General features: G+C 72.0%; 21 protein-coding genes. 9 read left to right on the forward strand and 12 right to left on the reverse strand.

What is annotated here, in order from left to right; all coding sequences use genetic code 11:
* Position 1 precedes the first annotated feature (1 nt).
* Together BH708_RS04095 and dusB are read right to left on the reverse strand one after the other, a co-directional pair.
* The gene (locus BH708_RS04095) at positions 2-1,354 is read right to left on the reverse strand and encodes a deoxyguanosinetriphosphate triphosphohydrolase (protein WP_076806841.1); all 1,353 of its coding nucleotides are present in this window, start codon (positions 1,352-1,354) and stop codon (positions 2-4) included.
* Between the two features lie 4 nt (positions 1,355-1,358).
* Entirely contained in the window at positions 1,359-2,570 is a 1,212-nt protein-coding gene (gene dusB, locus BH708_RS04100) for a tRNA dihydrouridine synthase DusB (RefSeq protein WP_076806843.1), read from the reverse strand.
* A gap of 170 nt (positions 2,571-2,740) precedes the next feature.
* Here dusB and BH708_RS04105 point away from each other — a divergent pair, with 170 nt between their 5' ends.
* Entirely contained in the window at positions 2,741-4,807 is a 2,067-nt protein-coding gene (locus tag BH708_RS04105; protein WP_076806845.1) for a beta-galactosidase, read from the forward strand.
* 80 nt (positions 4,808-4,887) lie between these two features.
* Positions 4,888-5,295 (forward strand): helix-turn-helix domain-containing protein, encoded by a 408-nt coding sequence (locus tag BH708_RS19955; protein WP_083713258.1) that lies wholly within the window; start codon positions 4,888-4,890, stop codon positions 5,293-5,295.
* Here the strand turns inward: BH708_RS19955 and BH708_RS04115 are convergent.
* The 4 genes from BH708_RS04115 to BH708_RS04130 all read right to left on the reverse strand — a co-directional run bounded on the left by BH708_RS04115 (position 5,273) and on the right by BH708_RS04130 (position 9,236).
* Complete coding sequence (locus BH708_RS04115) at positions 5,273-5,875, reverse strand: ClpP family protease (RefSeq protein ID WP_076806847.1); 603 nt, start codon at positions 5,873-5,875, stop codon at positions 5,273-5,275. The two genes, BH708_RS19955 and BH708_RS04115, sit on opposite strands and share 23 nt — an antisense overlap.
* The gene (locus BH708_RS04120; protein WP_083713260.1) at positions 5,872-6,594 is read right to left on the reverse strand and encodes a ClpP family protease; all 723 of its coding nucleotides are present in this window, start codon (positions 6,592-6,594) and stop codon (positions 5,872-5,874) included. The genes BH708_RS04115 and BH708_RS04120 overlap by 4 nt, the downstream gene beginning before the upstream one ends.
* Before the next feature lie 81 nt (positions 6,595-6,675).
* Positions 6,676-7,794, reverse strand: coding sequence for a DUF4037 domain-containing protein (locus BH708_RS04125; protein ID WP_076806850.1), 1,119 nt, complete (start codon positions 7,792-7,794; stop codon positions 6,676-6,678).
* 50 nt (positions 7,795-7,844) lie between these two features.
* Entirely contained in the window at positions 7,845-9,236 is a 1,392-nt protein-coding gene (locus BH708_RS04130) for a glycine--tRNA ligase (protein WP_076806852.1), read from the reverse strand.
* A gap of 136 nt (positions 9,237-9,372) precedes the next feature.
* On the opposite strand from BH708_RS04130, the gene BH708_RS04135 reads away from it, so the two are divergent.
* The 5 genes from BH708_RS04135 to BH708_RS04155 all read left to right on the forward strand — a co-directional run bounded on the left by BH708_RS04135 (position 9,373) and on the right by BH708_RS04155 (position 13,178).
* The gene (locus BH708_RS04135; RefSeq protein WP_076806853.1) at positions 9,373-10,353 is read left to right on the forward strand and encodes a metal ABC transporter substrate-binding protein; all 981 of its coding nucleotides are present in this window, start codon (positions 9,373-9,375) and stop codon (positions 10,351-10,353) included.
* On the forward strand, positions 10,350-11,123 hold the full coding sequence (locus BH708_RS04140; RefSeq protein WP_076806855.1) for a metal ABC transporter ATP-binding protein: 774 nt from the start codon (positions 10,350-10,352) through the stop codon (positions 11,121-11,123). Before BH708_RS04135 ends, BH708_RS04140 begins: the two co-directional genes overlap by 4 nt.
* The gene (locus BH708_RS04145; protein ID WP_076806856.1) at positions 11,120-12,031 is read left to right on the forward strand and encodes a metal ABC transporter permease; all 912 of its coding nucleotides are present in this window, start codon (positions 11,120-11,122) and stop codon (positions 12,029-12,031) included. The genes BH708_RS04140 and BH708_RS04145 overlap by 4 nt, the downstream gene beginning before the upstream one ends.
* Before the next feature lie 152 nt (positions 12,032-12,183).
* Positions 12,184-12,606, forward strand: coding sequence for a Fur family transcriptional regulator (locus BH708_RS04150; RefSeq protein ID WP_083713857.1), 423 nt, complete (start codon positions 12,184-12,186; stop codon positions 12,604-12,606).
* On the forward strand, positions 12,603-13,178 hold the full coding sequence (locus BH708_RS04155; protein ID WP_083713261.1) for a DedA family protein: 576 nt from the start codon (positions 12,603-12,605) through the stop codon (positions 13,176-13,178). The genes BH708_RS04150 and BH708_RS04155 overlap by 4 nt, the downstream gene beginning before the upstream one ends.
* 353 nt (positions 13,179-13,531) lie before the next feature.
* On the opposite strand, the gene BH708_RS04160 is transcribed toward BH708_RS04155, so the two are convergent.
* The gene (locus tag BH708_RS04160; RefSeq protein ID WP_076806860.1) at positions 13,532-14,341 is read right to left on the reverse strand and encodes an isoprenyl transferase; all 810 of its coding nucleotides are present in this window, start codon (positions 14,339-14,341) and stop codon (positions 13,532-13,534) included.
* A 65-nt stretch (positions 14,342-14,406) separates the two neighbouring features.
* Positions 14,407-15,141 carry a DNA repair protein RecO gene (recO, locus tag BH708_RS04165; protein WP_076806861.1) on the reverse strand — a complete coding sequence of 245 codons (735 nt, stop codon included), beginning with the start codon at positions 15,139-15,141 and terminating at the stop codon, positions 14,407-14,409.
* A gap of 270 nt (positions 15,142-15,411) precedes the next feature.
* Between recO and BH708_RS04170 the strand changes: the two genes are divergently transcribed.
* Positions 15,412-16,134, forward strand: a complete 723-nt coding sequence (locus tag BH708_RS04170; RefSeq protein WP_076806863.1) for an EcsC family protein — start codon at positions 15,412-15,414, stop codon at positions 16,132-16,134.
* 48 nt (positions 16,135-16,182) lie between these two features.
* Here the strand turns inward: BH708_RS04170 and BH708_RS04175 are convergent, their stop codons facing one another.
* The 3 genes from BH708_RS04175 to BH708_RS04185 all read right to left on the reverse strand — a co-directional run bounded on the left by BH708_RS04175 (position 16,183) and on the right by BH708_RS04185 (position 20,430).
* Positions 16,183-16,950 carry a methyltransferase domain-containing protein gene (locus BH708_RS04175; protein WP_076806864.1) on the reverse strand — a complete coding sequence of 256 codons (768 nt, stop codon included), beginning with the start codon at positions 16,948-16,950 and terminating at the stop codon, positions 16,183-16,185.
* A 111-nt stretch (positions 16,951-17,061) separates the two neighbouring features.
* Positions 17,062-19,386 carry a M28 family peptidase gene (locus BH708_RS04180; protein WP_083713263.1) on the reverse strand — a complete coding sequence of 775 codons (2,325 nt, stop codon included), beginning with the start codon at positions 19,384-19,386 and terminating at the stop codon, positions 17,062-17,064.
* Between the two features lie 117 nt (positions 19,387-19,503).
* A complete protein-coding gene (locus BH708_RS04185; RefSeq protein WP_076810762.1) occupies positions 19,504-20,430 on the reverse strand; it encodes a LysR family transcriptional regulator in 927 nt (308 codons plus the stop codon).
* Positions 20,431-20,521: 91 nt separating this feature from the next.
* Here BH708_RS04185 and BH708_RS04190 point away from each other — a divergent pair, with 91 nt between their 5' ends.
* Entirely contained in the window at positions 20,522-21,568 is a 1,047-nt protein-coding gene (locus tag BH708_RS04190) for a DMT family transporter (RefSeq protein WP_253705468.1), read from the forward strand.
* A gap of 228 nt (positions 21,569-21,796) precedes the next feature.
* Here BH708_RS04190 and leuA read toward each other — a convergent pair whose 3' ends face one another.
* Positions 21,797-23,506, reverse strand: coding sequence for a 2-isopropylmalate synthase (gene leuA, locus BH708_RS04195; protein WP_253705553.1), 1,710 nt, complete (start codon positions 23,504-23,506; stop codon positions 21,797-21,799).
* Positions 23,507-23,832: the final 326 nt, after the last annotated feature.

Below are 23,832 nucleotides of genomic sequence, written 5' to 3' on the forward strand. Positions count from 1 at the left end.
CTCACAGCTCCGATCCGAGGCCGGGCAGCGGGGTGTCCGCGGCGGTGAGGTGGGTGATCTCGCGGTCGAACAGCACCTCGTGCAGCCGGCGCGCGGTGACGTCGGTGTAGGAGGCGATCTGGTCGACGATCACCCGCCTCCGGGCGTCGTCGTCGTCGGCCGCCTCCCACAGCTCGGCGAACAGCGGGCTGAGGTACTGGGTGCCGGTGTTCCACAGCCGGGAGAACAGGTCCTGGATGATCTCCTCCTGCGCCTCGTAGACCGGCTGCTGGGAGGCGGAGGACATGACGTAGGCGGCGGCCAGGCCCTTGAGCACGGCGATCTCGAGGTGGGTCTGCTCGGGCACCACCATGTCGCCGCCGTAGCGGGAGATCGGCCCCTCGCCGTGGGCGGCGCGGGTCGCGGTGATCGCGGAGCGGGTGAAGCGCCCGATCAGCTGGCTGGCCATGTTCTTCAGCGCTGCGGCGGAGCGCATCGACCCGGTGAAGGAGCACAGCCAGCTGGGATCCGCCTCGAGGCGCTGCAGTGCGGCGTCGAGCTCGTCGATCGATTCGCCGGGCATGTACCAGTCCTGGACCACGTACAGCGCCGCAGCGCGCTCCATGGGGTCCTGCAGCCTGCCGAGGTCCAGGGTGAGCCCGGTGATCGCGTCCTCGATGTCGTGGACGGAGTAGGCGATGTCGTCGGCCAGGTCCATCACCTGCGCCTCGAAGCACTGGCGCCCGGGCACCGCCCCCTCGCGCGCCCAGCGGTAGACGTCGAGATCGTCGGCGTAGGCGCCGAACTTGGTCGAGCTCGGATCCGGGCCCTCGCCTCGGGTCCACGGGTACTTGATCGCCGCGTCGACGCTCGCCCGGGAGAGGTTCAGCCCGTAGGGCCGCTGGTCGCCGAGCACCTTCGGTTCGAGTCGGGTCAGCAGACGCAGGGTCTGGGCGTTGCCCTCGAAGCCGCCGATGTCGGAGGCCAGGGCATCGAGCACCTTCTCGCCGTTGTGGCCGAAAGGCGGGTGGCCGAGGTCGTGGGAGAGGCAGGCGGCGTCGACGACGTCGGGGTCGCAGCCGAGTTCGAGGCCGATGTCGCGGCCCACCTGGGCGACCTCGAGGGAGTGCGTGAGCCGGGTGCGGACGAAGTCGTTCGCGCCGGCGCCGAGCACCTGCGTCTTGGCCCCCAGCCGGCGCAGCGCCGAGGAGTGCAGCACCCGGGCCCGATCCCGCTGGAAAGGGGTGCGGGCCTGGGACTTCGGTGGCTCGGCGGCCCACCGCTCCAGGTCCACGGGGGTGTAGCCGGCCGGCGGAGCGGCGACGTGGTCGACGAGGGCAGGGCCGGCCGGGGCGGTGCTGTCGGTCGGGCGCATCGTCTCAGCCCCCCGAGGTGTCGAGTTCGGCCTCGTGGAGGCGGGCGGCGTGATCGGTGCTGAGCTCACGGGTCTCCATCCAACCCTCGGGCACCACGGCGCGCTTGGGGGTGCCGGCGCGGCCGCGGGCCCCCTCGACCGCTGCACCCGGGTAGGGGCTGGACAGGTCGAGCTCGGCGAGCTTGGCGTCGAGATCCGCGAGGGACTCCATCGTGGCCAGGCGATGACGCAGGTCCCCGCCGACGGGGTAGCCCTTGAAGTACCAGGAGACGTGCTTGCGCAGGTCGCGCAGGGCGCGCCCTTCGTCCTCGTAGAACTCCACCAGGAGCTCGGCGTGGCGGCGCAGGATCCTGGCGATCTCGCCCATGGAGGGCCGGACCCGGTCCGGCTTCCCGGCGAAGCCGGCGGCGAGGTCGGCGAACAACCAGGGCCGCCCCTGGCAGCCGCGACCGACGACGACGCCGTCGCAGCCGGTCTGCTCCATCATCGACAAGGCGTCCTCGGCGGACCAGATGTCGCCGTTGCCGAGCACGGGGATGCCGGTGACGAGCTCCTTGAGGTCCGTGATGGCCGACCAGCGGGCCTGGCCGGAGTAGTGCTGGACGACGGTGCGGCCGTGCAGCGCGATCGCGCTCGCGCCGACCTCCTGGGCGATGAGCCCGGCGTCGCGGTAGGTGCGATGGTCCTCGTCGATGCCGATGCGGGTCTTGACCGTCACGGGCACCTCGTCCCCGGCCGCCTCGACCGCGGCGCGCACGATCCGTGTGAACAGCTCCGTCTTCCACGGCAGCACCCCGCCGCCGCCGCGACGGGTGACCTTGGGGACCGGACAGCCGAAGTTGAGGTCGATGTGATCGACGACGTCCCGCTCGCGCAGCATCTCCACCGCGCGGCGGACCGTGGCGGGGTCCACCCCGTACAACTGGACGGACCGGGGCGTCTCCCGCTCCCCCATGGTGACCATCCGCCAGGATTCCCGGTGGTCCTCGACCAGCGCCCGGGTGGTGACCATCTCGGAGACGTACAGCCCGCCGTCGTCCTGGCTGTGCAGGGCACCGAACTCGCGGCAGAGCAGGCGGAACGCCATGTTGGTGATCCCTGCCATCGGTGCGAGCACCACCGGGGTGTCGACCGTGTGGCGGCCGATCGTCAGGGGGCGTCGTCTGACGCCGTCGGGGACGGCGACGGGGGCGGGTGCGGCGTCGAGGGTGGTCATCGGCTCGATTGTCCCACCTGGTCCCGTCATCCGGGAGGGCGATCGGGGGTGATGTGCATCGAGGGGGCTGGGGAGGACGGTCTGCTACTTTGTTGCGCAGTTGAACGAACTCGGTCCCGAGCCAGCAAGGCTGCGAGGAGCCGCCCCTGCCGACCCGTCTCGGAGCTGCGATGCCATCCGTGCCCTACGTCCCCTCCCAGCTGCTGTTCGGCGGCGACTACAACCCCGAGCAGTGGCCCCGCGAGACCTGGCGCGAGGACATCGAGCTGATGCGGCGCGCCCGCGTCAACACCGTCACGCTCGGGGTGTTCTCCTGGTCCCGCCTCGAACCCTCCGAAGGCGTCTACGAGCTGGACTGGCTGGACGAGGCGATCGAGCTGCTCACGAGAGCCGGGATCGGGTTCTTCCTGTCCACCCCCACCGCCTCGCCGCCGCCGTGGTTCACGCTCGCCCACCCCGACGCGATGCCCGTGCGGCCCGACGGCACGGTGCTCAGCCATGGCTCGCGGGACACCTACGCGATCAGCGCCCCCGCCTACCGCGAGGCGTCCCGGCGGATCGCCCGGGTCCTCGCCGAGCACTACGGGGATCATCCCGGACTGCGCGGCTGGCACGTGCACAACGAGTACGGCACCCTCGACCACGGCCCGCACGCCGCTGTCGCCTTCCGGCGCTGGCTGCGCGAGCGCTACGGCACCCTCGAGGCGCTGAACGAGGCGTGGACGACGGGGTTCTGGTCCCAGCGCTACGGCTCCTTCGAGCAGATCCTCCCGCCCAGGACGACCCAGTACCTGGACAATCCCGCCCAGGCCGTGGACTTCCGCCGTTTCTGCTCCGACGAGATGCTCGCGGCGATGTGCGAGCAGCGTGACCAGATCCGCGGCGCCGGGTCGTCGGCCCCGATCACCACCAACTTCATGCTGCCCACCTGGAACCATCTCGAGCAGTGGTCCTGGGCCGAAGAGCTCGACGTGGTCTCGATCGACCACTATCTCGACACCCCGGGGCCCGACGGTGAGGCGCATGTCGCCTACTGCTCGGACCTCACCCGGTCCTGGGCAGGCGGTCCCTGGGTGCTGATGGAGCAGAACGCGCGCGGCATCATCATGGCCGACCGGACCCACGCGAAGACTCCGGGTCGCATGATCCGCAACGCGCTGGGATACATCGCCCGCGGCTCGCAGTCCGCGCTGTTCTTCCAGTGGCGCGCCTCGGCCGGCGGTGCCGAGCAGTGGCACGGTGCCCTCGTCCCCCACGCCGGCGGCGAGGACGAGCAGTTCGAGCCCGTGGTCGAGCTGGGGTGCATCCTCGAGGCGATCAGCGAGGTCACCAGTCCGCCGGCCGACGGGGTGCTGAACCCGGCCGAGGTCGGGATCCTCTGGCACGCGGACTCCTGGTGGACCCTGGAGACCCCGTCCATGCCGCACGACTCCCTGACCTATCGCGAGGAGGTGCGCTCCGCCCATCGCTCCTTCTGGCGGGCCGGGATCGCGACGGACGTCGTGCGCCCCGGAGCCGATGCGGGGCGGTACCGACTGCTGGTGGTGCCGGCGCTGATCGTCGTCTCCGACGAGGTCGCGGCGTGGCTGCGGGAGTACGTCGAAGCAGGCGGGCACCTGGTGGTCACCTATCTCTCGGGCCTGACCGACGAGCATCAGCGGGTGGGCCTCGGCGGGTATCCGGCCGTCCTCCGCGATCTGCTGGGGGTCACGGTCACCCAGCACCTTCCGCTCGAGGACGGCCAGCAGGTGGCTCTGTCCGACGGGGCCGTCGCGACGCAGTGGGCGGAACGGATGCGGACCCGCGGCGCGGAGGTGCTGGCCGCCTACGCGGACGGTCCGGTCACCGGCTCGCCGGCCATCACGCAGAACCGTCTCGGCGCCGGACGCGCGGTCTACCTCTCCGCGCACCTGGACCAGGACTCCCGCGACGCCTTCCTCCTCGCCCGGGCGCAGGCCGCGGGCGTCTCCCCCGTCGTTCCCGGCGCGGCCGCCCTCGGTGTGGAGGCGGTGCGCCGCCGCGGCGCCGAGGCGGACCACCTGTTCCTCCTGCACCACGGCCGAGAGGACGTCACGGTGCACGGCACCGGAGTCGATCTCGTGACCGGGACGCAGCTCCCCGGTCGAACCGACCTCGCGGGCGGGACGGATCGACGCGGCGGACTGCACCTCGCCGCGGACGATGTCGCCGTGGTGCGGGTGCCGCGCGGGGGCGGGGTCGAGCTCACCGCGCGCTGACGGGCACGGCGGTCGGGAACAGTCTTCCGCTCACAGCGGAGCACCGCGCCCGGCAGCGGTCCGCGGCGTAGCCTCGGGCCATGACTGGGCATCTGGAGCCGTTGCTGCGCGAGCTGGTGGGCGCGGTGCTCCGCGACGAGCGCCGACGGCAGGGCCGCACGCTGGCCCGGGTCGCTCAGGCGGCGGGCATCAGCATGCAGCATCTCTCCGATGTCGAGCGCGGACGGAAGGATCCCTCCTCCGAACTGCTCGCCGCGATCACCGGCGCCCTCGGCGTCACCGTCCCCCAGCTCCTGCTCCGTGCCGCCGATGATGCTCCGTCGCCGACGGAGGCGGCGGGGGCGGCGGAGCGCCCGGCGGTCCTCGAGCTGACGTCCGTCGGCGGTGCCCGCGGCGGCCGGCGGCCCTCCGGCGACGAGGTATCGCTGGCCGCCCGGGATCTGGCGGGCACCGACCGACCCGGGCTCACCCTGCTGTCGGCCGCCTGACCAGCACCTCGTCCGCCAACCCGTAGGCCACGGCCTGCTCGGCGTCCAGGACCTGCTCGCGCTCGAGATCGCGCCGCACCTGGTCCAGGGAGCGGCCGGAGTGCTGGGCGATCAGCGCCTCGAGGGCCCGACGGATCCGCTGCACCTCCTCGGTGGCCAGGATCAGGTCCGGCACCGCGCCGCGGCCCTGGGCCTCCAGCGGGTGCAGCACCACGCGGGTGTGCGGCAGCACCGCGCGCATCCCCGGGGTGCCGGCGGCGAGGAGCACGACGGGCGCCGCGACGGCTTGGCCGACGCAGGTGACGGCGACGGTGCTGCGCACGTAGGCGAGTGTGTCGTAGATGGCGAGGACGGCCTGGGCGTCGCCGCCGCTGGAGTTGAGGTAGAGCTGGATGGGGAGGTCGGCCGATTCGTTCTCCAGGTGCAGGATCTGGGCGATCACGGTGTTGGCGACCCCGTCGTCGATGGGGGTGCCGAGGTAGACGATGCGGTCCGAGAGCAGCCGCGAGTACACGTCGGCGCTGCGCTCCAGACCGGTGTGGGTGCGCTCGATGACGCTGGGGATCGGGTAGCTGGTCATCGGGGATCTCCGGAGGGGTTCTCGTCGCGGGTGGGCGGGGCGCTGGTCAGTCCGAGCGAGGGCACCCCACGGGGAGCGGCCCCGTAGGGCAGGACCTCGTCCAGCGAGGTGACCAGGCGGTCGCAGAATCCGTACTCCACGGCCCCGGCGGCGTCCCACATGCGGTCGCGGTCGGAGTCGCGGGCGATGGTCTCCTCGCTCTGCCCGGTGCGCTCGGCGGTCAGGCGGATCAGCAGGTCGCGATTGTGACGCAGGTCCTCGGCCTGCAGCTCGATGTCGGCGGCGCTGCCCCCGAACCCGGCCGATCCCTGGTGCATGAGCACCCGCCCGTGCGGGAGGATCAGGCGCTTGCCGGGCGTGCCGTGGGTGAGCAGGAACTGTCCGGCGCTGTAGGCCATGCCGAGCGCCACGGTCCGCACGTCGCAGGGCACCAGGTCCATCAGGTCCCCGATGGCGAGCATGGCCGGCACCAGGCCGCCCGGGGAGTTGATGAGCACGGTGATGTCGCGCTGGGGATCCTCGGCCGCCAGCATCAGCAGCTGGGCGCTGAGACGTGCCCCGTTGTCCTGATCGAGCTCCCGGTCCAGCAGCAGGATCCGGTGATGGAGCAGTCGGGTGGCGGTGAGCGCCGTGAGCCCGTCGGGGGCCGTGGCGTCGGGCGAGTCCTCGAAGCGAGCGGTCGATGCGGGGGGCGTGGTGGGAGTCCTCGTCGGTGCCATGTCCCCACCTTCCGCCTCTCCCGCACCGAGCGGGGTGTTCTCCGTCCGGCGCTGATCAGCGCTGAGCAGAGCGGGCCGGGGTCAGGGGCCGACGAGACGTCGGCGGGCGGCGGGGTCCACGAGCACCGTGGCGTTGTCGCTGATCTGCTCGGCCGTGCCGACGCCGGGCGGCAGCGCGCGCACCGCCGGGTCCCGGATCTGCGCCAGGAGCAGCTCGGGCAGCCCCCGCACTCCGATGTGGGGACGCTCGAAGAAGGGCTCGGTCGCCGGGGACAGCGTCGGCAGGCCCTGCTCTCCCTGGATCGTGGCGAGCAGTTCGGCGGCGGCCGCCAGGGCAGCCTGTCGTGCCCGCCAGTCGCGGGCCGCCAGCACCTCGCCGACCACGCCCCGCAGCCTCTGCCCGTCCGGCAGCCGCGCGGCCGAGCGGGCGAGCCACTTGCCATAGGGCGGCCAGCGACGATGCAGGAGGTGGGCGAGGTGGAGCAAGGTGCGCACGTGCCGGGCGGCGATCACGGCTGATCCGTCCTCGTCCCCGCGCAGGCCGGCCCGCCCGACGTCGGGGAACTCCTGTCCGAGGCGGGACCAATCCGCCGCCAGCGCGTACATCCAGACATCCCGGGGGTACCAGGCCAGGTTCCCGCGCAGCGCCGTGATCACGCCCGGGCCGTCGCGGAACACCGGCCCCGCGGTCACCTCGAGGACCGCTTGCCCGGTCAGCTGCAGCCAGTCGGTCAGGGTGAGGGCGTCGGGCGGGGTGCGCCCGCCGGGGGACGCGGGTGCCTCGGACGGCACCGACAGGTCGTCGGCCCCGTCGATCGCGGCGGCCTCGAGGCGCGCCGCGTCGATCCCGAGCCGTGACGCCGCGAGATCGGCGGCCGAGGCGACCTCGACCCGCTGGCGCACGACGGGGTCCCAGGTGGTGGCGAAGCGGGTCGGCAGGCCGTGCCAGGTCCTCGGGAGCTCGCGGTCCAGCAGGGCATCGATCTGCCCGGCGCGTCCGCCCTCGACCAGCAGCGTCAGGCGCAGCCCCCAGTCGTGGTCGCGGGACTGCTCGTCGTCGAAACCCAGCACGTCGGAGCCGGAGCCGAGCCGCCCGGCGGCGTGCGCGAGCCCCGCGGCGTGGCGCTCGAGCAGCGGGCGGACCACCTGCTCGTCATAGGCACGGGAGAGCTCGAGTCCGGGAGGAAGGTCGATGGGCATGGGCTCACTGTGCCACCCCGCCTGCTCCCCGCCGGGCCGCCCCGTCGGCCTCAGGCGCCGAGGAGGCGTGCGGCGAGGTAGGACTCGACCTGGTCGAGGGCCACGCGCTCCTGGGTCATGGAGTCCCGCGCGCGGATCGTCACGGCCTGGTCCTCCGCGGTGTCGAAGTCGACCGTGATGCAGAACGGGGTCCCGATCTCGTCCTGGCGGCGGTAGCGCCGGCCGATCGCCTGCGTGGCGTCCATCTCGACGTTCCAGTTCCGGCGCAGCTGATCGGCGAGCTGGGTGGCTCGGGGCACCAGGTCCTCGCTCTTGGACAGCGGCAGCACGGCGGCCTTCACGGGAGCCAGGCGCGGATCGAGCTTGAGCACCGTGCGCTTGTCGACGCCGCCCTTGGTGTTCGGGGCCTCGTCCTCGGTGTACGCGTCGACCAGGAACGCCATCATCGACCGGGTCAGGCCGAAGCTCGGCTCGATCACGTACGGGGTGTACCGCTCGCCGGACGCCTGGTCGAAGTACTGCATCTTCGTCCCGGACGCCTCCGTGTGGCTGCCCAGGTCGAAGTCCGTGCGATTGGCGATGCCCATCAGCTCGCCCCAATCGCTGCCGGTGAAACCGAAGCGGTACTCGAAGTCGATGGTGCCCGTGCTGTAGTGCGCGCGCTCGTCCTCGGGGACGTCGAAGCGGCGCAGGTTCTCCTCCTTCATGCCCAGGTCGATGAACCAGTTCCAGCAGGCCTCGACCCAGTTCGAGAAGTGCTCGTCCGCGTCCGCCGGCGGGGTGAAGAACTCGATCTCCATCTGCTCGAACTCGCGGGTGCGGAAGATGAAGTTGCCGGGGGTGATCTCGTTGCGGAACGCCTTGCCGACCTGCCCGATGCCGAACGGGGGCTTCTGGCGCGTGGCGGTGACGACGTTGAGGAAGTTCACGAAGATCCCCTGCGCGGTCTCGGGGCGCAGGTACGTCAGACCAGCCTCGGTGTCCACCGGACCGAGGAACGTCTTGATCAGGCCGGAGAACTGCTGGGGATCGGTGAACTCGCCGCGCGTGCCGCAGTTGGGGCACGGCACCTCGGCCAGGCCGCCCTCGGGGTCGCGCCCCTTCTTCGCCTGGAACGCCTCGATCAGATGGTCCTCGCGGAAGCGGTTGTGGCAGCTGCGGCACTCCACCAGCGGATCGGTGAAGGTCGCGACGTGGCCGGAGGCCTCCCAGACCCGCTTGGGCAGGATGATCGAGGAGTCCAGGCCCACCATGTCGGCGCGGGAGGTGACGAAGGTGCGCCACCACTGGCGCTTGATGTTCTCCTTGAGCTCCACGCCGAGCGGCCCGTAGTCCCAGGCGGAGCGGGTGCCGCCGTAGATCTCACCGGCCGGGAACACGAAGCCGCGCTTCTTGGTCAGAGCGATGACGTTGTCCAGCGTGCTGGCGGGGGCCTTGGCCACGGGGAGACTCCTGGTGACGGGGTGGTCAGAACCCGTCCAGCATAGCGACGGCGTCGCTGTGACGGTGCCCACGCGCACCGGCCCCACGGGGTCCGTCGACTTGCGTGCACCCCGGGCGCTGATGAGAATGGTTGTCATGACCTTCATGTCGCCCCCCTCCCGCCGCTCCCTGCTCTCCCTCGCCGGTCTCGGAGCAGGTGCCGTCGTGCTCGCCGCCTGTGGCGACGGAGGCGGCGGTGGAGCCGGGTCCCAGGGCGCACTCTCCGTCGTGACCTCGAACTATCCGCTGAGCTATGTCGTCGGCCGCGTCGGCGGTGACCGGGTGGAGATCACCGACCTCGCCACCCCGGGGGCGGACGCCCACGGGCTCGAGCTCTCGGTGAAGCAGGTGATGGCGGTCCAGGAGGCGGGCCTGGTGCTGCAGATCCCCGGTTACCAGACAGCGCTGGACGATGCGATCTCCTCGGGTCCGGCCGACAACGTGCTGGATGTCTCCTCGGTCGTCGAGATGCTCCCGAGCGACGGGGACGGCCACGAGGAGCACGACCACGAGATGCACACCTCGGACGGCGGGGGCGAGGAGCACGCCGAACACGACCACGGCCCCACCGACCCGCACTTCTGGCACGACCCGCTGCGCCTGGCCGAGGTGGCCGATGCGCTCGCCGCCCGCCTCGGGGAGATCGATCCCGAGGGCGCCGAGGCGTTCGCCGCCGCGGCAGCCGACGTCCGGTCCGAGCTCGAAGGGCTCGATGCCGAGCTCGGCGAACAGTTCGGGACCGTCGACGGCGAGCGCACCTTCATCACCAGCCACGCCGCCTACGCGTATCTCGCCGCCCGCTACGACCTCCACCAGGTCGGCATCGCCGGGGTGGATCCCGAGACGGAGCCGTCCCCGCAGCGTCTGCTCGAGCTCGAGGAGGTCATCGACGAGGAGGGGGTCACCACGATCTTCTTCGAGACCACCGCATCCCCGAAGGTCGCCCAGACCCTCGCGGAGAACGTCGGCGTCGACAGCGCGGAGCTGGACAACCTCGAGACCCAGCTGGACGAGGACGCCGACTACCCTGCCGTGATGCGGAACAACTGCCGGAAGCTGCTGGAGAGTTGGGCATGAGCGCCCCCGTCACCCCCGCCGCCCCCGTCCTCGAGGTCTCCTCCCTCGCCGTGACCCGGGGCGGCACCCGAGTGCTGCACGACGTCGACCTGCGGATCGAGCGCGGCGAGCTGGTCGCCCTGCTCGGGGCCAACGGCTCCGGCAAGTCCACCCTGCTGCGCGCCGTCGTCGGCGTGCTGCCCATCGAGTCGGGGACCGCTCGACTGTTCGGCCTGCCGGTGCACCGCTCCCGCGCCCATGACCGCCTCGGCTACGTCCCCCAGGACTCGATGGAGGCCGGCTCGATCCCCGCCACCGCCCGTGAGACCGTCGCCACCGGACTCCTCGGCTCCCGGTCCTGGTTCCCGCGCACCCGTGATCGGCGCGTGCTGCGGGCGCTGTCCGACGTCGGCCTCGAGGATCTCGCCGGGCGCCCCGTCACCCGCATGTCCGGCGGGCAGCGTCGCCGTGTGATGATCGCCCGCGCCCTGGTGCGCGAGCCGGAGTTCCTGGTGCTGGACGAACCCTTCTCCGGCGTCGACCTGCCCACCCAGCGCCTCATCGCCGAGCTGTTCCGCGAGCTCTCCGCCCGCGGCACCACCATCGTGGTGGTGCTGCACGAGACCGGGCCGCTGGCCGCCGACATCCATCGGGTCGTGGTCCTGGACCGCGGTCGCGTCGTCCACGACGGCGCGGAGACCGACCGTCCTCACCTCGACCCCGGCCACGACCATCTCGAGGACGCGGCGCCGTTGGACGAATGCCTCGGACAGGAGATCCACCCGGCATGATCTCCCCCTTCGACATCCTCACCTCCGACCTGATGCGGTACCCGCTGATCATCGCGGTGCTGATCGGACTGACCGCCCCCGTGGTCGGCACCTACCTGGTCCAGAAGCGTCTCTCGCTGCTCGGCGACGGCCTCGGCCACGTGGCCCTCACGGGCGTCGCGGTGGGCTGGCTGGTCGGTGCCTGGACCGCCGCCACCCCGGCCGACCTGCTCGCGATCCCGGGCGCTCTGGCAGCCTCCGTCATCGGCGCGGTCGCGATCGAGTACGTGCGCGAGGTCAGCCACACCAGCCGCGACGTGGCGCTCGCGATCATGTTCTACGGCGGCATCGCCGGCGGCGTGGTGATCATCCAGCTCGCCGGTGGCACCTCCCAGAACCTCATGGGCTATCTCTTCGGCTCGCTCTCCACGGTGACCGCCCCCGATCTGGTGATCGCCCTGGTCCTGGCGGTGGTGGTGCTCGGGATCGGGATCGGTCTGAGCAGCCTGCTGGCCGCCGTCACCGGGGACGAGGAGTTCGCTCGCGCCTCGGGTCTGCCCGTCCGCACGGTCAATGTGCTGATCGCCGTGATGGCGGCGCTGACGGTGACCCTCTCGATGCGGATCGTGGGCGCGCTCATGGTCTCGGCGCTGATGATCGTGCCGGTCGCCGCCGCCCAGCAGCTCGTGGTCGGTTTCATCCGCACCATGCGCACGGCGATGGCGATCGCCGTGGTCTGCGCGCTCGGCGGACTGCTGGTCACCGTCTACGTGGACCTGCCTCCCGGTGGCGTGATCGTGCTGCTGTCGATCGCCGTGTACGTCCTGGCGCTGCTGGCCCGAGCGGTGCTGTCGAGCCGCGGCTCGGACCCGGCGGGCGAGGGCGGGCCCGGTCCCGTCGCGGAACGGGAGGCGGCGCGCATCCGCTGATCCGCTGAGCGGGAGGCGGGACGCATCCGCTGAGCGGGAGGCGGGGCTCTGCCGAGCGGGACGCGGAAGCTGCTGAGCACGCTCCCTCGCACCCCGCGTCGATCAGCTCACGAGGGATGGAGGTCCCGGCCGCCATGCAGGACAATGGCCTCATGCAACGGAACACCCGCCAGCGCGCCGCGATCCTCGAGACGCTGGCGCGGCAGGACGACTTCCGCAGCGCCCAGCAGATCCACGAGCAGATGAAGGCCGATGGCGAGACCGTCGGCCTGGCCACGGTGTATCGCAACCTCCAGGCGCTGAGCACCTCGGGGCGACTGGACGTGCTGGTCGCCGGCGACGGCGAATCCCTGTACCGCCAGTGCGAGGACACGGGCCATCATCACCACCTGGTGTGCCGCGAGTGCGGCCGCACGGTCGAGTTCCTCGCCCCCGGGCTCGAGAGCGCCATGACCTCGATCGCACAGGAGCACGGTTTCACCGACGTCGACCACACGCTCGAGGTCTTCGGCCTGTGCCGCGAGCACTCCGGGACCGCGAACCCTGACGCCGAGGAGGGCTCCGCGTCGCGATGATGGAGTGGGTGCGGTCGCTGCCGCTGCTGCCGGCCGTCGGTTTCCTGTACGTGGTGATCTGGATGCGCGCCGGCGCCACCTACGCGGTCGGGCGCGCGGCCCGCCGGGCCGCCCGGCGCGGCCGGGTCGCGGCGTTCCTGGAATCCCCGCGCGTCCAGCGGGCGACGGAGATCGTCCATCGCTGGGGCGCGCCCGTGGTGGCCCTCAGCTTCCTGACCGTCGGGTTCCAGACCGCCGCCAACGCCGCGGCCGGCCTCACCGGGATGCCGCTGAAGCGGTACCTCCCCGCCCTCGCGCTCGGCGGACTGGCCTGGGCCGTCATCTACGCGACGATCGGGCTGGTCGCCGTCGCCGCCTGGTTCGAGCTCTTCCTGCGCTCCCCCTGGGCCGCCGTCGCCGTGCTCGCCCTGGTCGTGGTGCTGATCGCCGTGCTGCTGCGTCACAGGCGCCGCGGCGGCGGAGTGCTGGCCGCGCGGGACGAGGACGAGGAGGACGAGGAGGCGGCCCCCCGGCGCGGCGAGGGCCGGCGGAGAAGGGACGGGCAAGGGGTCCCGCGCGATGACCGACGGTGAAGCGGGGCGCGACGGGTCGCCCTCCCCGACCGACGTCGACCTGCACGAGACGCAGGAGTGAGCCGCGCATCCTCACGGCGCGTTCTCACGGCGCATTCTCACGGCGCATTCTCACGGCGCAGCCTCCCGGCGCAGCCTCCCGGCGCAGCCTCCCGGGGCCCCTGCGGCATCCCCCTCATCATGCCGTCCGGCGGCGGTGCGCTACCGAGGCAGCGGCCCCTCGTCGGGTACCGGCGCAATAGCGTGTGCGATGGCGATATAGGCAGCGCGCACGCTGTGCCGCCACTGCTCGACCATCGCCCGACCGAAACCGTGCCCACCCCACCGGACCAGGATCCTGGGGACGACTCCCGTCAGCTGGTGCGTCCGTCCTGGTCCGGGGCATCGATCGCGCCCCCGTACCGACGATCGCGGCGCGCATACTCCGTGACGGCCCGCCAGAGCACCACGCGGTCCACGTCCGGCCACAGCTCGGGCACGAACACCAGCTCCGCGTAGGCCGCGTGCCACAGCAGGAAGTTCGAGGTGCGCTGCTCACCGCTGGTGCGCAGGAAAAGGTCGACATCCGGCATGTCGGGGTCGCTCAGATGCTTCGCGAGGCTCTTCTCGGTGATGCCGCGGCCGCTGAGCCGACCCGTTCGGGCCTCCTCCGCGATCTCGCGGACCGCATCGACGATCTCGGCCCGACCGCCGTGGTTCACGCACATGTACAGGGTCATGGCCGTGTTGGTCCGTGTGAGCTGCTCGGCCTCCTTCAGCTCCTTGATCACCGAGCTCCACAGGCGCTGCTCGCGGCCGATCCACACGATCCGCACCCCCCAGGCGTTCAGGGTGTCGCGCTGGCGGCGCAGCACACGCCGGGAGAAGCCCATCAGGAACCGCACCTCCTCCGGGGAGCGCTTCCAGTTCTCGGTGGAGAAGGCGTAGGCGGACAGGTGGGTGACGCCGATCTGCAGCGCGCCGGCGACGACGTCCAGCAGCGCGGCCTCCCCTGCCTCATGACCGGCGGTGCGGGGCAGCCCGCGGCGGTTCGCCCAGCGGCCGTTGCCGTCCATCACCACGGCGACATGGCCGGGGATCGTGGGGGCGGGCAGCGTCGGCGGCCGGGCACCGCTGGGGTGGTCGAAGGGCTCCTCGTAGCCGTGCGCGGATCCTCCGCTCATGCGTGTCCTCCTGGGTCGGGCGCGAGGCGCTCTCGGGGTCGACGTGGCTCAGCGTTCGACGTAGCTCAGCGTTCGACGTAGCTCAGCGAGCGCACGGAGCGCTCGAGGTGCCAGGTCACGGTATCGGCGATGAGACGACCCGCCTCCTGCATGACGGTCTCGTCGGCATCGACCACATTCTCCCAGTCCCCGGCCAGCAGGAAGATCATGTGCTCGATCGTCCCCTGGCGCACGGCGGTCGCGCCGGGGCGTCGGCAGGAGGTGCACACCAGCCCGCCGGCGCGGATGTCCAGGGCGTGGTGGGGTCCGGGCGCGCCACAGGTGGCGCAGACCTGCAGCTCGGGGGCCCAGCCAGAGACGGCGAGGGTGCGCAGCAGGAAGGAGTCCAGCACCAGGGGCGGGGCGATGCGGCCCTCGGCCATGGCGCGCAGGGCACCCACCAGCATGAGGAATCCGCCCTGATGGGGGTCGACGACCTCGTCGGTGAGCCGGTCGGTGGTCTCGAGCATCGCGCTGGCGGCGGTGTAGCGGCCGTAGTCGGCGCAGATGCCGACGGCGAAGGCCTCGATGGCGACGACCTGCGTGATGGTGTGCAGGTTACGGCCGGCATGGAGCTGGACGTCGACCAGGCCGAAGGGTTCCAGGCGGGCGCCGTAGCGGCTGCCGGTGCGCCGCACACCCTTGGCCACCGCTCGGACCTTGCCGTGGCGGCGGGTCAGCAGCGTGATGATGCGGTCGGCCTCGCCCAGCGGGTGGGTGCGCAGGACGACCGCATCGTCCCGGTAGAGCTTCTGCATCATGGTCCCTCGAGCCTACGGCCGTACCCGCTCCCGCCGACGGACGCGGGGGCGGTGTCGGCCGCGAGGTCCCTCACGCCGACGGGACGAGCTCCTCGACCTCATCGTTCCCCGCCTCCCCCGGGCCGTCGGCCGTCGCATCGGGCCGGGGGTCCCCGATCGGCGCCGCACCGAATGGTCGGCATCGGGGGCGGCAGGGCCCGTCCCGTGCATGATGGGGTCATCACCCGTCGGCCGTCGCGGTCGACGGCTACCGATCCGGAGGGAGGCGCCATGGGGATCCTCGGGATGCTGCGCCGCGAGGAGACGTCCACGAACTCCGCCCGCGAGGCGCTGGAGGAGATCCGCCGCACGAAGGGCTCCGGGACGCCCGACGGCGGAGCCCTGCAGCGCCTGGTCGAGACCTTCCGCGACCTCGGTCTCGACGGGAAGCTGACCTATTCCTCGGCCGAGGAGGTCGCGCGGCGGGCCCGGCGGGGGCGGGCCCGCAAACGGCCCGAGAAGGCGATCCGTCGCCTGGTGGGCAGACATCGTCGCGGCGTGACGGTGGCGGGTTTCCTCACCGGCCTCGGCGGCTTCGTCACACTGCCGATGCTGCTGCCCACGAACGTGGTCGAGTTCTACGTGCAGTCCACCCGGATGGTCGGCGCGATCGCCGTGGTGCGGGGCTACGACCTGGACGACGAGGAGATCCGGGTGCGGGTGCTGGCCGCCCTGCTCGGCGAGGAGTCCGGGGACGTGCTGAAGAACATCGGTCTCGGACCGGTGGCGGGCGTCGCGACGCGCACCGTGGCCCGGCGCCTGCCCGCGAGCACCGAGTCGGCGGTCGCCAGTGCGATCGGCGGGCGGATGCTGCGGAGGTTCGGACTGCGCTCGGTGCGACTGTTCGGCAAGGCGATCCCGGGCCTGGGCGGTGTGCTCGGGGCGATCTCGGACCGCCGCCAGCTGGCGAGGATCGCGAAGGCTGCGAAGGCCGGCTTCCCGGCGGTGCGATGACCTGGTGACCTGACTCGCTGCGCTGATCCGGGGTCCGGGGGCGCATGCTCAGTCCGGTCGACGGGCCACGGCGAACCGGCGGCGGAACGGCAGCACCACCCCGTGGCCGTGGTCCGGGTAGGCCGCGCGCAATCGGTGCCGGAACTCGGTCTCGAAGGCGCCGCGCAGCCGCCGGGGCAGGGCCTGCAGGGTGGGCCGGGCCCCGGTGCCGGAGACCCACTCGTAGACCGGGTCGGGACCGTGCAGCACGTGCAGATAGGTGGTCTCCCAGGCCTCGGCCTCCAGACCGAGGTCCTGCAGCGCGCGCAGATAGGTGCTCGCCTCGTACGAGGCGGGGTGCTCGACGCCGGCGACATGCTCGGCGTAGGGCTCCTCGGCGGCGAGGTCCCGGCGGATCGTGTGGCTGGGCTCGGCGAAGTTGCCGGGCACCTGCAGCGCCAGCCAGCCCCCCGGCGCGAGCTGGGCGGCCAGCCGGGGCAGCAGGTGGAGGTGGTCCGGGACCCATTGCAGGGCTGCGTTGGTGATCAGGACGTCGACCGGCGCGGGCGGCCGCCAGGTGCGCAGATCGCCGAGCTCGGCGCAGATCCCGTCGACCGACGAGGCCCGTTCGACCATCTGCGGGCTCGAGTCCACCGCGTGGACCCGGGCCCCGGGCCACCGGGCGGCCAGCAGCGCGGTCAGGGTGCCGGGTCCGGCACCGAGATCGACCACCAGCTCGGGCGAGGCGGCGTCGACACGGGCGAGCAGGTCGATGAAGGGCCTGCCGCGCTCGTCGCCGAAGCGCAGGTACTGCTCCGGGCTCCAGGCGTGCGCCATGGGCGCTCCTCTCGGTCGAGCTCCGTTTATCTTGACGCCAAGATAACTGGGAGGAGCCGACGGCGCCACCCTCGGGATCCTCCCTGCGCAGACGTGCTGCGCGACGACGGGTCAGAGCTGCTCGGACACGGCGATCCGCACGCGGGGCTGGACGAGGGAGACGTCCTCACCCGGTGCGACCCAGCCGGCGGCGAGGCTCGGATCGTACGTGGTCTCCAGGACCGTCAGCTCGGCATCGTCGGGCACCGTCGCGGTCACGGTGACCTCGTGGTCCTGTGGGGCACCGACGATCTGCAGTGTAGCCAGCGGTTCGGCGGAGTCCAGCGGTCTGCCGTCGATCCGCACGTCGCCGAGCGCTCCCGCGTCGAGGGAGAGGTCGAACTGCGCGGCCTCGCGGGGCGAGACCAGGACGATCTTCACCTCCTGCGGATCGGAACCGCCGACGGGCCGGATCTCGACCGTCGGCGGCGGGAGGTCGGAGGCGGCGAGCGTGCCGTCCAGGGCGCGGCCCCAGTCGGTCGTGCCCCGGACGTCCCAGGTGGTCCGACCGGTCCGTCCGTCCACCCGCGCGAGGACATCCTCCTGGACCGGCTCCGGTGCCGCGAGCGTCAGCACCGTGCCCCCGGCGACGGCGGCGACGGTGAGCACGGCGGGCAGCACCGGCATCAGCAGGCGTCGAGCGCGGCGCGCGGTGGACGGTGCCGCTCCGGGGCGGGACAGCAGCAGCGGGCCCGCGGCGGCGAGCAGGAGGACCGTGGTCCCGGCCAGGCCTCCTGCGGAGGAGGCGATGCCGAACTCCCACAGGGCGGAGGTCTGGGTCCCGAGCACCCATCCCGTCGGCAGCAGGGCGAGGGTCCGTACGATGAGGCCGGGCTTCGGGGCGAGCACGGTGGCGAGGAGGACCCCGGCGGCGGCGACCACCACGGGCGGGATCACGGAGCTGCCCAGCTGCGGGGAGAGCACGGCCAGCACCGCGAGCAGCACCGTCATCGCGAGGCCCGCACCGGCCAGCAGCGCGGCGCGGCTGATCAGGAGTCGGGCCAGGACCCAGCACAAGGCCACCGCCACCGCGCCGACCAGGATGTCGGCGAGCAGGAACAGGTCGGCGCGCACGGGTTCCTGCATGGCCTGCGAGAGCATCTGCGGGTTCGCGTCGGCCGCGAGCTCCCAGGTCAGCAACGCCCCGACGACGCTGAGCGCCAGCGCGACCAGCCCGGCCACGGCACCGAGCGCGGTGCCCCGCAGGCTCAGGCTCCCGCGTCGGCGCAGCACCAGGATCGCGGCCAACACCGCCAGGGGCGAGAGCACCCCGGCGATCGTCACCAGCAGCGGGGGCAGAGCGACGATCCCCCAGGGGGCGGTGGTCTGGACAGGTGTCCGGTCGGCCCGGGTCCCGAGAACGGCCAGGTCCCGGGCCGCGAGGTCGCGGGTCAGGCCGAGCGTCATCTCGCCGTAGTGCTGCAGGGTGCCCGGGTCGAGGTGCTCGGAGTCGTCCTGGGGGCTGTGATACGCCCAGGCGTCGTCGATGATCGCCATGTCCATGCCCCACCAGCCGCCGTCGCGGTAGAGCGTGAAATCGGTGTCGTTGGGGATGATCGTGAACAGGGCGCCGGTGAACGACTCGAACTCGGGATGCGGCATCGCGCCGAGCACCGCGTGCATCGGGCCGCTGGTCCGAGTGACCATCGGACGACCGGAGACGCCGCGGGCCTCGTGGTTGAGCACGACGACCGGGTCGGTGAGCTGATCGGCGCCCTCGGCGAGATAGGCCTGGGCGCCGAGCAGTCCGCGCTCCTCCCCGTCGACCAGCAGCACCACCAGATCGTTGCGCTGCGCCTCGGGCCCGAGCGCCCGGACGGTCTCCAGGATCACGCTGAGGCCGACGCCGGCATCGGCCGCGCCCGGGGCACCTGGCACCGAGTCGATGTGCGTGGCCAGGACGATCGATCCGGTGGGGTCCGTGCCGGGACGGGTGGCGATGAGGTTGTCGGTGTACCCGGCCGTGCCCCCGCCGTCGATCGCCCGCATGCCGATCGATTCCTGAGAGGCGGTCTCGAAGCCCAGCGCGGACAGCTGCTGAGAGAGCTCGGCGTGAGCCTCGGAGTTCGCCGTGCTGCCGACGGGGCGGGGCTCGGCGAGGATCTGCTCGGTGGCCTGCGAGGCCCGCGCGGCGCTGAAGACACCGTCGGGGGCGTCCTCCCCCCGCGGGGCGGTGACGCCGCGGGAAGCGACCCCGACGCCGGCCACCAGCAGCAGGACCGCCAGGAGGGCGGGGATCTGCCACCGCTGGAGGCTCTGCCCGCCGGGGCGGGACGGGCCGGCGGCGGTGGAGGACGCTGCGCCGTCGTCCGTCGGGCGGCCCGCCGAGTCCGTTGGGCCGACGGGTCCTCCGTCGTCGGGGCCGGTCGGAGCATCGTTGCCGGGTCGTGACGTCATGGACCCGTTCTACAGGGTCGGTGGGCCTCTCGCCTCCCTCCCCCGGACGAGATCTGCGCCGGCGGCGAGGACGGGACCGACGCCCGCAGCAGTGACGAGTCCCCCGCCTCCGGCGGTTCAGCCGGCCAGGCGCTCGAGCCCCTGCAGCTCGGTGATCATCCCGCCGGCCTCGAGGAGCGCGGCGCGGAAGGCGAGCAGCGAGGGGTGGGAGGCGGCGCCTGCCCGCGCCGCGGTGTACAGCGAGCGGTGGGGGTCGCCGGGCAGGCGCACGGGCCGGGTCCCGCCGAGATGCTCCGAGGCGATGATCCCCGGGACGAAGGCGACCGCGTGCCCGGAGCGGACCAGATGCACCTGCAGAAGCGGATCCGGCGTGTCGAAGCGGACCCACGGCTCGACCCCGGCGGAACGCAGGTAGGTGCGTTCCCAGATCCCGGTGCGGGCGGCCTCGGGGTCCAGCGCCCACGGGGCGTCGGCCAGATCCGCGACGGACCGGACCCGCGACCACGGGCCGTGGTCGGGCAGCACCAGCAGCATGGGGTCGCGCAGCAGTCCTTCCCGGTCGGTGCCGCGACGCACGACCCGCTGTCCTCCCGGATAGTCCTCCCCCAGGATCACCTCGAAGCGATGGGCGAGAAGACCCTCGTAGGCCCCCTCGACCTCGCGCTGGGCCAGCTCGATCCGCAGTTGCGGATGGCGCTGTTCGAGCACGCTGATGGCGGCCGGGGCCAGCGCGATCAGAGGCGTCTGGAAGGAGGCGACGCGCAGCACGCCGCCGACATCCCCCTGGGCTTCCCTCAGCTCGCCCTCCGCCGACTCCAGCAGGCCCAGCATCTCCTCGGCCCGGCGGGCCAGCCGCACCCCGGAATCGGTGAGCACGACCCGTCGTCCGGCCTGCTCGAACAGGGTGACCTTGGTCTCCCGCTCCAGCTGAGAGAGCTGTTGGGACACCGCCGAGGGGGACATCGAATGGGTCTGCGCGACCGCCGACATGGTCTCCAGCCTGTGCAATTCGTGCAACAGGAACAGGCGATGCAGGCTCAGCACCACAACCTCCTTGAACCGATAATATCTACTTCACGGTACACCTTGGGAACATTCGCTAGACCTGTCGGTACTCGCGAGGCACAGTGGCATCGTGACCACTTCGACGACTCCCGCTTCCACCGGCAACGTGCCGGCGGTGGGCGCGACTCCCGGCGGCGCCGGGAGCGGCCTGCCGATGACCCCCATCCTCTTCGTCCTGGGCTCGTGCACCTCGCTCCAGGTCGGTGCCGCGCTCGCCACCCAGCTGTTCGGCGAGCTCGGCGCTTTCGGCACGACGACGCTGCGCCTGGCGATCGCCGCCGTCATCCTCCTGGTGATCGTGCGCCCCAGGGTCCGCAGCTTCACCCGCGAGCAGTGGATCGCCATGATCGTCTTCGGCGTCGTGGTCGGCGCGATGAACGGGAACTTCTATGCCGCGATCGAACGGATCCCGCTGGGCACCGCGGTGGCCTTCGAGTTCCTCGGCCCGCTGACCGTCGCGGCCGTGCTGTCCACCCGCCGCAGCGATCTGCTGTGGGTGGCGCTCGCCCTGGCCGGGGTGAGCCTGTTCGGCATCGAATCCCTCTCCGGTGCGGCCTCCCTCGACCTGATCGGGGTCATGTTCGCCCTCATCGCAGCGGTGTTCTGGGGGCTGTACGTGCTCACCAGCGCCCGGGTGGGTCGCCTGGTCCCCGGCCAGGACGGCCTCGCGATCGCCATGGCGGTCGGCGCCCTGACCGTGCTGCCCTTCGGCACCGAGGGAGCCCTCATCGGCCTCATGGACTGGCGTCTGCTGGCGCTCGCCGCCGCCACCGCGATCATGGCCTCCGTGCTCCCGTACACGCTCGAGCTGACGGCCCTGCGTCGACTGCCCCGGCACGCGTTCGGCATCCTGCTCAGCCTCGAGCCCGTCCTCGCCCTGATCACCGGCGTGCTGCTGATCGGTCAGGACGCCACGCCGCTGCGGGTGCTGGCGGCGGTCCTGGTGGTCGGGGCGAGCGTCGGGGTGACCCTGACCGCGCGCAGCGGCGCGCCCGACGAGCCGCAGCCGATCGACGAGGAACCGGGCTGGGACATGCCCATCCCCACCCACGCGACCGTCACCGGCGAGATGCCGGTGGTGTTCGCCGACGAGGAGCCGGCCCGCACAGACGGCTGACATCGGGCGGCGAGGCGGCAGGCCGGCCGGGGACCCGACACCTGCCCGCCACCCCGCACCTGCCCATCACCCGCCTCCTGCCCGACGCCCGACTCCTGCCCGCCACCCGACTCCTGCCCGCCACCCGACTCCGGCCCGTCACCCGACACATGAGGGACGCCAGCGGCACGGCGCGACGTATGACGTCGCGGTGTGTCGCTGGCGTCCCTCTTCTGCTCAGGTGCCGCCTCAGCGCCCGGCGCGCTGCTCGCGGTTCAGGGCCGAGATGATCGCTTCGAGGGAGGCGCGCGTGATCGAGCCGTCCACGCCCACGCCCCAGCAGATGCGGTCGCCGATCTCGCACTCGATGTACGAGGCGGCCAGGGAGTCGTCGCCCTCGGTCAGCGCGTGCTCGGCGTAGTCGAGGATCCGCACGTCGATCTTGCGCTCGGCCAGGGCCTTGACGAAGCCGTCCAGGGGACCGTTGCCGATGCCGGTGACCGTGTGCTCCTGGCCGTCCACCACCAGCGTGACCATGATGCGATCCGCGCCCTCGCCGGTGGACTCCTGATGGATGGAGGTGATGGCGAAGCGACCCCAGCGCTTGGACTCCTCCGTGGCCGGCAGGTACTCGTCGGTGAAGGCCTCCCAGAGCGCTTCCGGGCTGACCTCGCCGCCGTCGGAGTCCGTCTTCTGCTGGACGATGCCCGAGAACTCGATCTGCAGACGCCGCGGCAGATCCAGACCGTGCTCGGTGCGCAGCAGATAGGCCATGCCGCCCTTGCCGGACTGCGAGTTCACGCGGATCACGGCCTCGTAGGACCGGCCCAGGTCCTTGGGGTCCACCGGCAGGTACGGCACCCTCCAGACCATGTCGTCCACGGCCTTGCCGACCTTCTCGGCGTCGGACTCCATCCGCTCCAGGCCCTTGTTGATGGCGTCCTGGTGCGAGCCGGAGAACGCGGTGAACACCAGATCGCCGCCGTACGGGCTGCGCTCGGGCACCGGCATCTGGTTGCAGTGCTCGACGGTGCGGCGCACCTCGTCGAGGTCGGAGAAGTCGATCTGCGGGTCGATGCCCTGCGTGAACAGGTTCAGACCCAACGTCACCAGGTCCACGTTGCCGGTGCGCTCGCCGTTGCCGAACAGACATCCCTCGATGCGGTCGGCACCGGCGAGGTAGCCCAGCTCCGCGGCGGCCACGCCGGTGCCGCGGTCGTTGTGCGGGTGCAGCGACAGCACCACCGAGTCGCGACGATCCAGGTGACGGTGCATCCACTCGATGGAGTCGGCGTACACGTTGGGGGTGGCCATCTCGACCGTGGCCGGCAGGTTCACGATCATCCGGTCCTGCGGCGTGGGCTTGATGACGTCGATGACGGCGTTGCACACGCGCAGGGCGTACTCGAGCTCGGTGCCCGTGTAGGACTCCGGGGAGTACTGGTAGGTGATCTGCGTGTCCGGCGTCGTCTCCTCGTACTTCTTGCACAGCAGGGCGCCCTGGACCGCGATGTCCAGCACGGTGTCCTCGTCGGCCCGGAAGACGACGTCGCGCTGGACCGCGGAGGTGGAGTTGTACAGGTGCACGACGGCGCGCGGAGCGCCCGAGATCGCCTGGTAGGTGCGTTCGATCAGGTGCTCTCGGGCCTGGGTGAGGACCTGGATCGAGACGTCGCCCGGGATGCGGTCCTCCTCGATGAGGGTGCGCACGAAGTCGTAGTCCGTCGTCGAGGCGGCGGGGAAGCCGACCTCGATCTCCTTGTAGCCCATCCCGACCAGCAGCTCGAACATGCGCAGCTTGCGCTCGGAGTTCATCGGGTCGATGAGCGCCTGGTTGCCATCGCGCAGGTCGACGGCGCACCAGCGCGGGGCCCGGGTGATGCGCCGGGTGGGCCAGGTGCGATCCGGCAGCTCCACGCTGATCTGCTCGTGGAAGGGCAGGTACTTGTGGATCGGCATGCCCGAGGGCTGCTGAGGGGCTCCGCCCGAGGAGCCGACGACGGGGGTCGACGGGTCGCCGACGGCGGCGATCGCCGGGGTGGGGGCGGTCGTGGAGGGGACGGAGCTGATCGTGGAGTCAGCCGTCGTCGTGGATTCAGTCATCACAAGGTCCTTCTCGCTGGGGTACCGGTCGCCGGACGCAACGTCAGCCGCGGCGGGGTCCCGGCGTTCAGGTCCCGTCGCGGCGGCTAAGCAGGAGCAGCGATCCACGCATGATCGTCACGGTAGCACCGTCGGCCGCCCGGCTCGAGGCCGCTCACGATGCGAACTGCTCCCTCGGAGCA

The organism is Brachybacterium sp. P6-10-X1 (assembly GCF_001969445.1).
Taxonomy (GTDB): Bacteria; Actinomycetota; Actinomycetes; order Actinomycetales; family Dermabacteraceae; genus Brachybacterium.

Excerpts from the sequence above, each read along its gene's own strand:
- BH708_RS04095 (WP_076806841.1), bottom strand. The coding sequence starts at position 1,354 with ATGCGCCCGACCGACAGCACCGCCCCGGCCGGCCCTGCCCTCGTCGAC.
- BH708_RS04155 (WP_083713261.1), top strand. The coding sequence starts at position 12,603 with ATGATGGAGTGGGTGCGGTCGCTGCCGCTGCTGCCGGCCGTCGGTTTC.
- BH708_RS04105 (WP_076806845.1), top strand. The coding sequence starts at position 2,741 with ATGCCATCCGTGCCCTACGTCCCCTCCCAGCTGCTGTTCGGCGGCGAC.
- leuA (WP_253705553.1), bottom strand. The coding sequence starts at position 23,506 with ATGCCGATCCACAAGTACCTGCCCTTCCACGAGCAGATCAGCGTGGAG.
- BH708_RS04135 (WP_076806853.1), top strand. The coding sequence starts at position 9,373 with ATGACCTTCATGTCGCCCCCCTCCCGCCGCTCCCTGCTCTCCCTCGCC.
- recO (WP_076806861.1), bottom strand. The coding sequence starts at position 15,141 with ATGATGCAGAAGCTCTACCGGGACGATGCGGTCGTCCTGCGCACCCAC.
- BH708_RS04150 (WP_083713857.1), top strand. The coding sequence starts at position 12,184 with ATGCAACGGAACACCCGCCAGCGCGCCGCGATCCTCGAGACGCTGGCG.
- BH708_RS04145 (WP_076806856.1), top strand. The coding sequence starts at position 11,120 with ATGATCTCCCCCTTCGACATCCTCACCTCCGACCTGATGCGGTACCCG.
- BH708_RS04125 (WP_076806850.1), bottom strand. The coding sequence starts at position 7,794 with ATGCCCATCGACCTTCCTCCCGGACTCGAGCTCTCCCGTGCCTATGAC.
- BH708_RS04115 (WP_076806847.1), bottom strand. The coding sequence starts at position 5,875 with ATGACCAGCTACCCGATCCCCAGCGTCATCGAGCGCACCCACACCGGT.
- BH708_RS04120 (WP_083713260.1), bottom strand. The coding sequence starts at position 6,594 with ATGGCACCGACGAGGACTCCCACCACGCCCCCCGCATCGACCGCTCGC.
- BH708_RS04140 (WP_076806855.1), top strand. The coding sequence starts at position 10,350 with ATGAGCGCCCCCGTCACCCCCGCCGCCCCCGTCCTCGAGGTCTCCTCC.
- BH708_RS04175 (WP_076806864.1), bottom strand. The coding sequence starts at position 16,950 with ATGGCGCACGCCTGGAGCCCGGAGCAGTACCTGCGCTTCGGCGACGAG.
- dusB (WP_076806843.1), bottom strand. The coding sequence starts at position 2,570 with ATGACCACCCTCGACGCCGCACCCGCCCCCGTCGCCGTCCCCGACGGC.
- BH708_RS04170 (WP_076806863.1), top strand. The coding sequence starts at position 15,412 with ATGGGGATCCTCGGGATGCTGCGCCGCGAGGAGACGTCCACGAACTCC.
- BH708_RS19955 (WP_083713258.1), top strand. The coding sequence starts at position 4,888 with ATGACTGGGCATCTGGAGCCGTTGCTGCGCGAGCTGGTGGGCGCGGTG.
- BH708_RS04160 (WP_076806860.1), bottom strand. The coding sequence starts at position 14,341 with ATGAGCGGAGGATCCGCGCACGGCTACGAGGAGCCCTTCGACCACCCC.
- BH708_RS04180 (WP_083713263.1), bottom strand. The coding sequence starts at position 19,386 with ATGACGTCACGACCCGGCAACGATGCTCCGACCGGCCCCGACGACGGA.